The sequence below is a fragment of the Candidatus Eremiobacteraceae bacterium genome (assembly GCA_035314825.1).
Classification (GTDB): Bacteria; Vulcanimicrobiota; Vulcanimicrobiia; order Eremiobacterales; family Eremiobacteraceae; genus JAFAHD01.
Window position 1 is genome coordinate 49,442 of sequence record DATFYX010000044.1, and the last position, 12,999, is coordinate 62,440.

At 66.9% G+C, this 12,999-nt stretch carries 12 protein-coding genes; 5 read left to right on the top strand and 7 right to left on the bottom strand.

What is annotated here, in order from left to right; all coding sequences use genetic code 11:
* Positions 1-1,368 (top strand): DUF58 domain-containing protein, encoded by a 1,368-nt coding sequence (locus VKF82_05980; GenBank protein ID HME81607.1) that lies wholly within the window; start codon positions 1-3, stop codon positions 1,366-1,368.
* Here the strand turns inward: VKF82_05980 and VKF82_05985 are convergent.
* On the bottom strand, positions 1,363-2,358 hold the full coding sequence (locus tag VKF82_05985; GenBank protein ID HME81608.1) for a stage II sporulation protein M: 996 nt from the start codon (positions 2,356-2,358) through the stop codon (positions 1,363-1,365). The genes VKF82_05980 and VKF82_05985 overlap by 6 nt on opposite strands.
* Before the next feature lie 62 nt (positions 2,359-2,420).
* Between VKF82_05985 and VKF82_05990 the strand changes: the two genes are divergently transcribed.
* Both VKF82_05990 and VKF82_05995 read left to right on the top strand, forming a co-directional pair.
* Positions 2,421-3,185 carry an RDD family protein gene (locus VKF82_05990; GenBank protein ID HME81609.1) on the top strand — a complete coding sequence of 255 codons (765 nt, stop codon included), beginning with the start codon at positions 2,421-2,423 and terminating at the stop codon, positions 3,183-3,185.
* Between the two features lie 78 nt (positions 3,186-3,263).
* The gene (locus tag VKF82_05995; GenBank protein HME81610.1) at positions 3,264-4,370 is read left to right on the top strand and encodes a hypothetical protein; all 1,107 of its coding nucleotides are present in this window, start codon (positions 3,264-3,266) and stop codon (positions 4,368-4,370) included.
* Here VKF82_05995 and VKF82_06000 read toward each other — a convergent pair.
* Together VKF82_06000 and VKF82_06005 are read right to left on the bottom strand one after the other, a co-directional pair.
* Positions 4,367-5,356 carry an FAD binding domain-containing protein gene (locus VKF82_06000; protein HME81611.1) on the bottom strand — a complete coding sequence of 330 codons (990 nt, stop codon included), beginning with the start codon at positions 5,354-5,356 and terminating at the stop codon, positions 4,367-4,369. The genes VKF82_05995 and VKF82_06000 overlap by 4 nt on opposite strands.
* Before the next feature lie 32 nt (positions 5,357-5,388).
* Positions 5,389-6,945, bottom strand: coding sequence for an ABC transporter substrate-binding protein (locus VKF82_06005; GenBank protein HME81612.1), 1,557 nt, complete (start codon positions 6,943-6,945; stop codon positions 5,389-5,391).
* Positions 6,946-6,993: 48 nt separating this feature from the next.
* On the opposite strand from VKF82_06005, the gene VKF82_06010 reads away from it, so the two are divergent.
* Both VKF82_06010 and VKF82_06015 read left to right on the top strand, forming a co-directional pair.
* Entirely contained in the window at positions 6,994-8,223 is a 1,230-nt protein-coding gene (locus VKF82_06010; GenBank protein ID HME81613.1) for an amidohydrolase family protein, read from the top strand.
* A 194-nt stretch (positions 8,224-8,417) separates the two neighbouring features.
* Complete coding sequence (locus VKF82_06015; GenBank protein HME81614.1) at positions 8,418-8,864, top strand: TonB family protein; 447 nt, start codon at positions 8,418-8,420, stop codon at positions 8,862-8,864.
* Between the two features lie 64 nt (positions 8,865-8,928).
* Here the strand turns inward: VKF82_06015 and VKF82_06020 are convergent, their stop codons facing one another.
* The 4 genes from VKF82_06020 to VKF82_06035 are packed head-to-tail and all read right to left on the bottom strand — an operon-like array spanning position 8,929 to position 12,805.
* Complete coding sequence (locus tag VKF82_06020; GenBank protein ID HME81615.1) at positions 8,929-9,363, bottom strand: hypothetical protein; 435 nt, start codon at positions 9,361-9,363, stop codon at positions 8,929-8,931.
* A gap of 10 nt (positions 9,364-9,373) precedes the next feature.
* The gene (locus tag VKF82_06025) at positions 9,374-9,853 is read right to left on the bottom strand and encodes a VOC family protein (GenBank protein HME81616.1); all 480 of its coding nucleotides are present in this window, start codon (positions 9,851-9,853) and stop codon (positions 9,374-9,376) included.
* Between the two features lie 10 nt (positions 9,854-9,863).
* A complete protein-coding gene (locus VKF82_06030) occupies positions 9,864-12,329 on the bottom strand; it encodes a molybdopterin cofactor-binding domain-containing protein (GenBank protein ID HME81617.1) in 2,466 nt (821 codons plus the stop codon).
* Positions 12,326-12,805, bottom strand: a complete 480-nt coding sequence (locus VKF82_06035) for a (2Fe-2S)-binding protein (GenBank protein HME81618.1) — start codon at positions 12,803-12,805, stop codon at positions 12,326-12,328. The genes VKF82_06030 and VKF82_06035 overlap by 4 nt, the downstream gene beginning before the upstream one ends.
* Positions 12,806-12,999 lie beyond the last annotated feature (194 nt).

The following is a 12,999-nucleotide window of genomic DNA, read 5'->3' on the forward strand; positions in this document are numbered from 1 at the left end:
GTGGCCAAGTCCAGCGCGCCCACGAAACCGCGCCGCTACGGTCTCGATGCGGCGTTCCCGTGGGTCACACCGCGCTTCGTCGCCTGGCTCGTGGCGATCGCGTTCGTCATCGGGTTCGGCGCTCTATGGACACCGCTCGTCTATCTCGGATCGTTCGGCCTGCTCGTGCTGCTCGGCTTCCTGTCCGTCGATCTCGCGTCCGGCCCGCGCCGCGGTGACATCACGGTCACACGCGAGCCGATCGAACACCTCGCGCTGCGCTCGACCGGTGCGCTGCGCTACGCGATCGTCAATCGCGCCCGCATGCCGGTGCGTTACTCGCTCGTCGATACGCCGGTTGACATCCTTGACATGCCTGAAGACGCAGTCCAGGGCAGCGTCGGACCGGATCGGCGCAAGGTCGTCGAGCTTGCGGTGACGCCGCTCGAGCGCGGCGATACGACGCTGGGCGATCTTTACCTGAGCGCCGACAATCCGCTCGGCCTGGTGCGCCGGCGCTGGCGCATCCCGGCGGACACCCCCGCGCATATCTATCCGGATCTGTCCGCGGTCGAGCGCTACGGAATGCTGGCGCGGCGCGGGCGGCTCGTGGAGGCGGGCTTCCGCAAACTGCGCCTGCGCGGGGGCGGCGGCGAGTTCGACAGCCTGCGCGAGTGGCAGCCGGACGACGAGTTCCGCTCGATCGATTGGAAAGCGACGGCGCGGCGCAACAAGCTCATGGTCGCGCAATACGACGTCGAGCGCAGCCAGACGGTCATGCTCGTGCTCGACGCCGGACGCTTGATGACGCCGCGCATCGGGGGGCAGCGCAAGTTCGACTACGCGGTGACCGCGGCGCTGTCGGTGGCCTCGATCGCGTCGCTCGTGGACGACAAGGTCGGCGTGCTCGCCTTTGCCGGCGATATCCGCGAGCACATCGCGCCGCGCGCGGGCAGCCGCCACGTCGCAGGCCTCGTGCAGCGCCTGTACGACCTGCAGCCGCGCTTTGAGGAATCCGATTATGCGGGCGCGTTCGCCTATTTGCGGCGGCGCCAGCCCAAACGCAGCTTGGTCGTGTTCTTCACCGACATGTTCGATCCGGTCGCGTCGGCCAGCGTGCTGGCCAATGTCGCGGTGCTCTCGCCCCGCCACTTGGTCGTCTGCGTGCTGATGAATGATGAAGCGGTCTCGAGGGCGCTGCAGGCCGTTCCGGAGACGGCGGCCGATGCCTACCGGGCCAGCGTCGCCGCCACGCTCGCGGCCGAACGGCGCAAGGCAGCCGCATTGCTGCAGCAGCGGGGCATCGCGGTGATCGACGTGCCTGCCGCGCAGCTCACCGTGTCGCTGATCAACGCGTATATCGACGTGAAGGCGCGCGACCTGTTATAACGCCGCGTGCGAGTCCACCGGCTGCCCGTCGGGAGCACGCCCGACGAACACGAAGTAGAAGAGCAGCACCAGCCCGGTCAACCCGCCGACGGCGAGCCGCAGCTCGGGCGACACCCGTTGCGGCGAGACGAATCCCTCGATGAGCGCGGCGCATCCGAGCATGAGCATGACGCCGACGATGAGCGTGAGCGAGCGCCGCGCGTTGCGCTTGAGCGCGTCGAGTCGCCGCAAGCGGCCCGGGTTGAGGATCGCGGCGGCAAGCAGCAGTCCTGCGGCGGCAGCGATCTGGATCGCCGTCAGCTCGATGACGCCGTGCGGCGCGACGGTCGCCCAAAAATCGTAGCCGAATCCGCTGGCTGTGTACATCGCACCCATCGCGCCCAGCATCACGCCGTTGAAGAACACGAGATACAGCGTGATGACGCCCAGCGTCACGAGGCCGGCGCCGAAGGCGGTGATCGCGACCTTGATGTTGTTGGTCATGATGAGGGCCGACATCGTCGACGCATAATCTCGGTCAAAGCCGAAGTTCGTGTCATGGATCTTTTCGTGGATCGGGCGGATCAACTGATCGGGCAAGATGACGTACGCGTCGGTAGGCACCGCGGTGACAAGCGCGTACGAAGCGAACGCGGCGACGACGAACACGCCGGCGCACGCGAGGATGTACCAGCGCGACCTGCGCACCTCCGAGGGGAAATCGTGGACGACGAAGCGCACGATGCGGCTCCAGCCACCCTCGATGTTGCCCGCGTACACCTGCGCGTGCGAGCGCGCGGTCAGGCGGTGCAGGTAGGCCTGTAGGTTCGAATCGTACTTGCGTCCGCCGGCGAACGCGAGGTCCGACGTGACCCAGCGGTACAGCCGGCCGAGCTCTTCGATCTCCTCGGGCGGCAACGCGCGCAAACCGCGCCGCTCGACCGCGGCGAGCAGTACCTCCAGGCGCTGCCAGCCGGGCCGCCGGCGCTCGACGAAAACCGATTGCCGCATGCGGGCGATTTCTCGCGCCTGCGCGAATGCGCCTCTGGCCCAGCGCGGCGACGGAGCGCACAGTGGAACGAACGGTCACCGTACGGACGCCCGAGAGTATCGCCTTCCATTACGAGCTGGCTGGGCTTGGCAGCCGCTTTTTGGCCGTCGCGATCGATTTCATCATCCAAGTGCTTCTCGGGATCGTGGTCATCTTGCTCATCTCGCTCGCGGGGTTGCGTGGCGCCCAGATCGGCGCAGCACTGCATTTAAACGGGGCACAGATCGCCTCGGCGTTTGCCGCGCTTGGCGTCATCCTCTTGTTCATCATCTTCTTCGCCTATTTCGTGGTCTTCGAAATGCTTTGGAACGGCCAGACACCGGGCAAGCGGCTGTTCGGCATCCGCGTGGTGCGCGACGGCGGCTATCCGATCGATCTGGGCAGCTCGGTGCTGCGCAACCTCATCCGCATCGCCGAGTTGGCGTTCTTCTACGTGCCGTCGGCCGTCTGCGCGATTCTGTCGCCGCAGAACAAGCGCATCGGCGACTATGCAGCGGGCACGATCGTGGTGCGCGATCAGGCGTTTGAAGTCACCGCGCCGCAGACGTGGTTGCATGGCGACAACGCCCCCGACGTGCCGCCGCTCGCCGGCAGCCAAGCGCTGAGCCCGGACGAGTGGGCGTTGATCGTGCGTTACGTCGAACGGCGCGCGACCTTACCGCCGCCGGTCGCGGCCGCGACAGCGGCGCGCGTGGCCGCCGTGGTGCGGCCCAAACTCGATCCGCAAGCGGCCGACCTTCCGGACGACATGCTCTTGCTGCGCCTGTACGCGACGCGCAGTCGCTGATCCAATGGAGCGGTCGACTTTAGTCGACCGAGGACCGCGAGGCAAGGTCGCGACGGCCTGCTCGCCTAAGCGCACATCATGATCCAGCTCGTGCTTTTCATTGCGCTGGCCGGCCTATTGCCGCGCCCCGATGTCGTCGCCGACCTCTCACCCTCGCCCGCGGCATCGGCCGCACCCGCGGCGATGGCTCCGGCCCCGGCCCCTACGATCAAGCCGCTGCAATGGCAAGGCGTCACCTTGGGCGAGAGCATCGAGGCAGTGCGCGCGCGGCTGGGCGCCCCTGATTTCAATCGCAAAGTCATCCAGGGATCGATGCTGGTCGAGTATCCGATCCACGGCGGCGAAGGTTCCCTCGTCCTCGAGACGACGGACAAGCAGGTGACGTCGATCCGCGTCGAAGCCGCCGCGCCCAGACAGCTGAGCCTGCCGATCGGAGATCCGTTCGGCGTCAATCTAGGCGACAGCGTCACGCGCCTGCTCGCCATCCGCGGCGAGCCGAACCGCATGTACGACGATGGTCCCGACGATTCGTCGACGATCTTCGGCGGCCCAGACGACGATCGCTGGATCTATTCGGTGCACAGCTCCGTGATCGTGGCGATCACGCTCGTCGCGCCCAAACCGTCGCAGCCGGCCGGACCGCCGGGCCGGCCCGGTCTTGTGTTGCGCGGCACGCCGCCGCCGACGCATCACGTCGCCGTGATACACGGCACGCCGGCGCCGACCACGCACACGCCGGCGCCAAATGCCGGCGCCACACCTGAAGCGACCAGTTCGCCGACGCCGGTGCCGGGCATCGCCATCGCCACGCCCAATCCCAGTCCAGGTCCGCCGCGCCCGACGCCCAAGCCGAGTGCAACGCCGGTCGCCGCCGCGACGACGGCACCTGCCGCGCCAGGCGCAGCAGGCACGCCGACGCCGCAACCTGCCGACGGCAGCTCGATCGAGACCGCGATCGTCGTGCGCGCGCCCGACATGGCGACCGGCTTCGACTACATGTACAAGTTCGTCGAAAACGTTTCGTGCGCCGGCGGCGCCTCGCAGTATCGGGTCACCGGACAAGACATCACGTCCGAGCACCGGCACAACTACGCGAAGGTCACCGCCGAATGCCCAGTGGGGCACGACCGGCGCGCCTTCTACTTCGACGTGACCTACATCTTCACCAAGAGCCCCGAGCGCTAGACCGCCGCCACGTCGTCTAAGGCGCGGCGCGCGAAGACGCGCACCATCCGCTTGCGATAGGGGATGGTGGCGCTCGTGTTGTCGAGCGGCTTGCCGGCGGCGAATGCGGCGTCGGCCGCAGCCTCGAGCGCTTCGCTCTCCAGGCGCGTGCCGATCAGGCAGCGGGCCGCGGCGGGGACGTCGACGGGTTTGGAAGCGACCGCGTTGAGGACGAGTCGCGCGTCGACGCACACGCCTGCGTCGTCGAGCTCCACGACCGCAGCGACGCCGAGGATCGGGAAATCGAAGGAGTTGCGCAGGCGCAGCTTGCGATACGAGCCGCGCGTGCGCGCGCCATGCGGCGGCACGGAGATGCGCGTCACGATGTCGCCGGGACCCTTGGCCCACGCGTTGATGCCGTCATTGACGTAGAAGTCCTCGATCGACAGCTCGCGCTCGCCGCCGGGACCGGCGAGATGGACGCGCGCGCCGTACGCCTGCAGCACCGGCGCCGTGTCGGAGGAATTGACCGCAAGGCATTTCGGGCTGCTGGTGGCGACGCGGCAGATGTCGCCATCCTTTTTCATGCAGTAGCCCAACGCTTTGCGCCAATCGAGGTTCTGATTGTAATAGTTGCAGCGCGTGTCCACGCAGATGTTGCCGCCGATGGTGCCCATGTTGCGCAGCTGCGGCGTGGAGATCGATGCTGCGGCCATCGCCAGCGCGGGATAGCGGCTGCGCACGACGTCGCTGTCCGCGATCGAGCTGAGCGATGCGAGCGCGCCGAGCGTCAGGCCGCTGACGTCGTTGTAGCGGATGAAGCCTAAGTTGGTGATAGGCCGCAGCCCGACCAGTACCTTGGGCGTGAACAGGCGCTGCTTCATGTTGGCGTACAGGTCGGTGCCGCCGGAGACCGGCAGCGCGTCCGCGCCGTGCTGGGCCAGCAGCGCGACGGCCTCGTCGGCGGTGTGCGCCGGGATATAGGTGAATGGCGGCAAGCGCAGCATGACGGACTCTTATCGGACGGGCGGCGGGCGCCCTACCGCCCGGCGAACGAGAGGTCTTGGAACGAGACCATGCTGTCGGGCGACGGCACGTAGCCGCGGACGTCCGCGCGGAAGATGATCGGCGCACTCGTGTGAGCGATCGTGACGACCGGGCTCTGATCGCGCACGATCGCCAGCGCCTGCAGATACAGCCGGCTTCGCTGCGCAAGGCCCGAGACGCGCTGCGCGGCGATGACGTCCGCGTGGAAGGCGCTGTTGCGCCAAAAGGCCAGGTTGTAGGCGCCCGGTGGATGTGCGTTGTCCTCGTCCAGGGGGACGTAGAGGAAATTATCGGGGTCGCCGTTGTCGCCGGTCCACCCGGACAGGCAGATATCGTGTTCGGCGTTCTCGACCTTTTGCAGGTAGACGCCCCACTCGAAACCTTGCAGGCGCGCGTCGATGCCCACGTCGCGCAGGTCCGCTTGGATCGCCTCCGCGACGCGCTCAGGTTCCGGCAGATACGGCCGCGGCGTGGTCGCGTACCAAAGCGTCGTGGTGAAGCCGTGCGGATAGCCGGCTCGCGCGAGCAGGCGGCGCGCGGCGGCCGGATCGTATGCATGCGCGACCTCGCCGCCGCTCGGCCAGACCGCAGCGGGCAAGAAGTCGCGCGCGACCGACGCCGTCGGGTCGTAGAAATGCGCGACGATCGAAGCGCGATCGATCGCCTGGTTGATGGCGAGGCGCACGCGCGCATCGTCGAAAGGGTGTTTGAGATTGTTGAGCGCGACGAAGCTCACGGCGTTGGGCGGCTGGTGAAAGATGCGCAGGTGCGGATCGGCTGCGACCTGCTCGAGCGAATCAGGCGTCGGATACTCCCACCCGTCGAGATCGCCGCGGCGCAGCAGCAGCATCGTCGTCGCTGCATCGGGGATGTCGCGCAACACGACGGTGCGGATCCGCGCCTTGCGTCCCCAGTATCCGTCGAAGCGCGCCAGCGTGATGTGGTCGTCCTTCACCCACTCGGCCAACTCGTACGGCCCAGTGCCCACGGGCGCTTGCGCGAAATGCTCGCGTTCCTTCGCCAATGCCGTCGGGGATGCGATGCCGAACGCGGGCATCGCGAGGTCGGCGAGCAGCGGCGCGACCGGCTCGCTCAAGACGATCTCCACCGTCTGCGCGTCGCGCGCGACGACCGCTTTGATGCGCCCGGGGAACCCGCCGAACTGGCTGCCGTAGTAGGTGAAAAATCCCCAGGCATGATAGGGATTGCGCGGGTCGCGCCAGCGCTCGAAATTGAACTTGACCGCCGCGGCGTCGAATGGCGTGCCGTCGTGGAACCGGACGTTCCGGCGCAGATGAAACGTCCACGTGCGGCCGTCGGCGCTTGACGACCACGAGGTGGCAAGCGAAGGCTCGATATCGAAGCTCCCGGGTCTGTAGCGGGTGAGGCCCTCGTAGATGACGTGCGTGACGGTCAGCGACATGCCGTCGGATGAGACGGCCGGATCGAGCGTGAGCGCATCCTTGTTGCGTCCGAAGACGAGGGTGTCGGACTCGCCCTTGGTCGCCTGCGGCCCGCAGCCGTAGGCCGACACGATCGCCAGCAGCACGAGGCACGCGACGCTTCGAAAGCGTACAGGGCGGGCAGAGGGCATGACATGGCACTTACACTCGAAGGCGCGACACTCATTGACGGCACCGGCGCCGACCCGCTCGCTCACGCGAGCGTCGCGATCGACGGCGATACCATCGCGTCGGTCGGCAAGGGCGGCACGCGGCGAGCGGGCGGCCAAACCATCGACCTCGCGGGGCTCACGCTGCTGCCGGGTCTCATCGACGCGCACGCGCATCTCGGCTTGGTCACCGACTTCACGGCGGATCCCGGCGCGATGTCGTCGGCTGAGATCGCTGCGCGCACGTTCCGCAATTGCGAGCTGTGCATCGACGCGGGCTTCACGACCGTGCGCGATATGTGCGGCGTCGACGGCGGCCTGGCGCACACCGTGGCGAGCGGCCTGGTGCGCGGTCCACGCGTGTTCCCGTCCGGCGCGGCCATCGTGCAGACCGGCGGGCACGGCCACATCAGCGGACCGTATTGCCAGGTCGACCAGTTGTTGGAGTTTCCGGGCCTCGTGCAGATGATCGCGCTGTGCGACGGCGCCGACGCAGTGCGCCACCAGGCGCGCCTCAACTTCCGGCGCGGCGCCACGCAGCTAAAGGCGTTCATCAGCGGCGGCGTCGTGTCCACCACCGACCGGCTCGAAGACACGCAGCTCACGGTCGAAGAGCTGCGCGCGGCGGTGCTCGAAGCGCGCGCGCGGGATACGTACGTCTCCGGCCACGCGCACAATTGCCAAGCCATCATGAACGGCCTGGAGGCTGGGCTGGAATGCTTCGAGCACGGCACGATGCTCGACGAGAAGACCGCAGCCGCGATGAAGCGCGCGGGTGCTGCGCTCGATCCGACCTTCGCCGTGTGCCGCCTCATGGCCGATTCCTGGCGCGAATGGAAACTGCCGGAATCGGTCGTGCCGCGCATCGAGCGCTGCGAGCAGATGATGTCCGACGCTGTCCGGATCGCGCGCGCTGCGGGCGTCCTCACCGGGTCGGGATCCGATCTGCTCGGTTCGGAGCAGAACCGCCGCGGACTCGAACTGGTCATCAAGGCCAAGATCCTGAGTCCGATGGAAGCGATCGTCTGCGCCACCCTGTCCAATGCGAAGATCATGCGCCAAGACGCGCGCCTCGGTTCGGTCGAGAAAGGCAAACTCGCCGACGTCATCGCGGTCCGCGGCGATCCACTGGCGGAGCCGGCGCTCTTCGACGACCCCACGCGAGTGGTGCTGGTCATCCAGGGCGGCAAGGTCCTCAAGAACTTGGTAGCATAGAGCGCGGCCGGCCCGTCCCGCATATTCGAGGCCGCATTTTCGGTACCGACGGCCGCGCATCGTCCGTACTGCCTCGGAAGCCCTGCCAATGGCCGTTCGGCTACTCTTGAGCCAGAGGTTGAGCGCGCAGCACGCGCGCCGCCTCCCGGTCGAGCCCAGCTCGCGCCGGCACTTGGTTCAAGGAGGTTCTCGCCATGTCCAACAGCTCGATTCGTGTCTCTGCCGTCGTGGGTGCTGTCGTCTTGGCAGCGGCTATCGGCGCAGCGGCGATCCCGGCCAGCGCGGCCGGCACCATCACGCTCAGCGAGCTCGTCCCCGCAGCGCCGGCCTACGCGTTCGAGCCGGTCATCACGTCCGGCAAATGCGACATCGCCGACCAGCCCGCCCGCATCACCCGCTCCTATCCGGTCGAGTGGCCCGAAGTCGCGCAAGCTCAGGGCGTTCCTGACGCGAGCACGACCGTGCTGATCGATCTCGATTCTCGCGGCACGCTCATGAAGGCGGCGGTCGCCGATTCATCGGGCAACGGTCTCCTCGACGACGAAGCGCTGCTCGTGGTCCGCAGATCGGTCTACCAACCGGAGATCGAACACTGCAACCGCTTCGCGCGGGCCTACTTCATCAACGTGATGTTCGACTGACCTGATACGTCGACGAACATCATGCACGACCAACATCGCCGTCGGTAGCCACCGGCGGCGATGTCTACGATCGTCCGCGATCGGCCAGCCGGTAGACGAACTTGAGCCCGGACCAGGTCGCGTCCACCGCGCACACCTTGACGTCGACTAGGCCACCGTCGAGGCCGCAGTCGCGCACTTTGTTCTCATCGAGATCGGTCGGCGCACCCGACGATCGCTTGGGCCAGCATATCCACAACGACCCGTCGCGCGCGAGCGCGCGTTTCCACCTCCCGAAGCTGCGCAGCAGGCGCGCGTGTTTGGTGGCGAAGGCGATGATCATGGGTGCGCCGCCGGCCAGGCGGCCGGCAAGACGGACGCCCGGCGGAAGCGTGCCCAGCGTGCGCTTGAAACCGGCCGGAGCGTTCACGATCGCGACGCGCTGGCCGGCCTTGATCCCGAGTTTCGCGGCGAGCGGCGTGCCGGAATAACCTGCGGCATCGCGCGCCTGTCGCGGCACGTGTCCGGCGCTAGGTCTTGCTTGCCGCGCCGAAACGGCGAAGCTCCGCGTCGAGATCGAGCCGGCGCGTGGGCGCCTGCTTCTCGTACTCGCCCCACTGCTCGCGCGGCACCATCCACATGACCTCGAACTCGTGGCCGTCGGGATCGACGCCGTACACCGATTTGGTCGCACCGTGATCGCTTTCGCCCGACAACGCGCCGGCTTTGGCAAGCGCCTCGCGGGCCGCCGCGAGATCCTCGATCGCCGGCACTTCCCACGCCAGATGGAACAGGCCGACCGCGTTCCGCGCCGGCCGCACCGCTTGCGGGCCGAGCGCGAGAAAACCGAGATCGTGATGGTTGCGCGAGCCGGCCGCGCGCATGAACGCCATCTGGCGACCGGCGCGCCCGATCTCCTCGAATCCGAAGACGTCCTTGTAAAAGCCGACGGATCGATCGAGATCGGCCACGATCAGCACTGCGTGGTTAAGCCCCTTGATCGGTATCATCGATGACGCCTCATACGGGCACGGGTGTCTTGGGCGGGACGGACGGGGCTTTCTTCAAGCGCAGCGTCGCGCCGCTTGACGCGTCGAGCGCTCGAAGCACTTTTTCGGCCGTGATCGGCGTCGAGTGCACGCGCGCCTTGATCGCGTCGGCCACCGCGTTCGCGATCGCCGGGATGACCGGATTGAGCGGCCCTTGGCCGGCTTCCTTGGCGCCGAACGGACCCTCGCGGTCGTCGGTCTCGATGATGATCGACTCGATCGGCGGCGTGTCGAGGCTGGTCAGTGTCTTGTAGTCGAGCAGATTCGGTATCTTGTGCTCGCCCGCCCGGAAGGGCCATTCTTCCATGAGCGCCTCGCCTAGGCCCATATACACGCCGCCCTCGATCTGCCCTTCGACCGAATCCGCGTTGATGCAGCGGCCGACGTCGTGCGCGAGCGTGATCTTCTCCACCCTGATCTCGCCGGTCTCAAGATCGACGTCGATCTCGGCGACGGCGACGCTGTACGAATACGCAGGTGATGGGCCTACGCCCGAGCCTTTGTAACCGGCGGCAAGTTTGGGCGCCCAATACGACCCGACTGTCGCGATCGTGCCGTGCTCGGCCTCGGCCAGCTGCGCCGCTTCGATGAACGTCAGCGAACGCGACGTGTCGTCCAGATCGTACACGCGCCGCTGCGCCATGCCGATCTGCTCCGGCGCGATGCCCAGCTTCGCTGCGGCGGCGCCGGCGATGAGCGCGCGCGCTTTGCCGGCGGCCTCCCGCGCCGCGTTACCGGCCATGAACGTGACGCGGCTGGAGTACGAGCCTAAGTCCACGGGCGTGAGATCGGTGTCGCCGAAGCAGACGTGCACGTCCATGACGTCGATGCCCAACGTCTCCGCGGTGATCGCCGCGAGCATGTGCGTCGAACCTTGGCCGCAGTCGCTCGTGCCCGCGAAGATGGTGACGCCGCCGCCGCGGTCGACCTTGACGATCGCGCCTGACTGCGGCATGTCGTTCCAATAGATCGGCAAGCCGGCACCGCACAGATATGCGCTCGCCGCGATGCCGATGCCCTTGCCGCGCGCCATCGCGCCGCGCTTGCGCTTGTAGCCCGTCCGCTCGCTCGCCGCGTCGATGCATTCGCGCAAGCCGCACGAGGTGACGCGCAAGCCGTTGACGGTGTTGGTGTACGGATCCACCGCGATGCGCTTGCGGTACTCAGCCGCGTCGATCCCGAGCGCGTCGGCGATCTTATCGAGCTGATTCTCGAGCGCGAAGCGGGGTTGCGTCGTGCCGTGGCCGCGTTTGGGACCGCACGGCGGTTTGTTGGTGAACACGCGGCAGCCGTCGAACTTGTAAGCAGGCACTTTGTAGGTGACGCAGGTGAGCGCGCCGGTGTAGTAGGTTGTCGCCACGCCGTAGGACCCGTACGCGCCGCCATCGAGCCATGACTGCAGATGGATCGCGGTGATCGTGCCGTCGTTCTTGACGCCGGTCTTGAGCTTGAACTTGACCGGATGGCGGCCGCGGTGCGCGTAGAACACCTCTTGGCGCGTCAGCGCGATCTTCACCGGCCGGCCCGTGCGCCGCGCCAGAAACGCCGCCGCGAGCTCGTGCGCGAACGGTTCCGTCTTGCCGCCGAAGCCGCCGCCGACCGGAGGCGCGATGATGCGCACCTGGCTGCCTGGCATGCCCAGCACCGCACACGCGATGCGGTGCAGATAGTGCGGAGTCTGCGTGCCGCACCACAGCGTGAGTTTGCCGTCGCCGCCGTAGTGCGCGACGACCGCATGCTGCTCGATCGGCGCATGGGTGTTGCCTTCGAAGAAATACTCGTCTTCGAAGATGCGATCGGCGTGGGCGAAACCGGCCTCGACGTCGCCGAACTCAAGGTGTGCTTCCTTATGGACGTTGTTGGTGCGCCGCGGGTTCTCATGGATCTGCGGCAAGTCGTCGCGCAGCCCTTGCTCGATCGAGCCGATGGTCGGCAGCGGTTCGTACTCGACCTCGATCAGCTCGAGCGCCTCCTCGGCTGTCAGCTCGTCGTCGGCGACGATGCAGGCGATCGGGTCGCCGACGTAGCGCACTTTGTCGAGCGCCATGACCATCTCGTCGGGGCTTGACGGCAGGATGCCGTAGCGCACCATGATATCCTGGCCGGTGGCGACGGCGACCACGCCTGGCAACTGCATGGCGCGCGTGGCGTCGATCTTCACGAGGCGCGCATGCGGCACCGTGCTGCGCAGCATCTTGCCATACAGCATGTTCGGCAAGAAGATGTCGTCGGCGAACTTGTCCTCGCCGGTGACGCGCGTGAAGCTGTCGCTCTTCGGCATCGCCTTGCCGACGACGTGGAAACCTTCGGGTTTGTCGGCCGGCGTCTGCGGCGCGCGCCGCGCGATCGACGTCGTCTCGCTCGAGCCGGTGAGCGGGCGCGCATCGCCGTCGGGATTGGTGGCGGTCGAGACCTGCGGGAGCTCTTCTTCTTTCATATTCGTGTAGATGCGAGCTGGATCGCTTCGATGATCTTGCTGTAGCCGGTGCAGCGGCACAGATTGCCGGCGATGGCCTCGCGAATCTCTTGCTCGGAAAGGTCGTGGCGTTGTTCCACCAACGCCGCGGCGGTCATCAGAAAACCCGGCGTGCAGTAGCCGCACTGCGCGGCGCCGCACTCCGCGAAGGCTTGCTGGATCGGGTGCAAGCGGCCGTCGTGCGCTAATCCCTCGACCGTGCGGATCGGATGGCCCTCCATCTCCACCGCCAACGCGAGGCACGACAGCACCGGCTGTTCGTCCACCAAGACGCAACACGCGCCGCAGTGGCCCATTTCGCAACCATGTTTTGTACCGGTGAGCCCGAGATCTTCGCGCAGCACTTCGAGCAGCGTCTTATTAGGATGAAACGCGACTTCGATCACCCGGCCGTTGATGGTGAGTTTGGCGAGTACTTTGGGAGGCGCTACCGTCATCGAAAGCGTGCTGCTCCGTTCCGTGGGCCGAACGACCGTTCAGCCTGTACGCTCTACGTTACCTCAAAATTGATGACGGAGTCAACGCGGCCGCCCTCAAGGAAGCCCAGTCTAATATTTATAATTAGGCTACCCTAATCGCTTGTCTTAGGGTATGCTGAATGAAGGCGTTCCACCTGGCGCTGCTGATATGC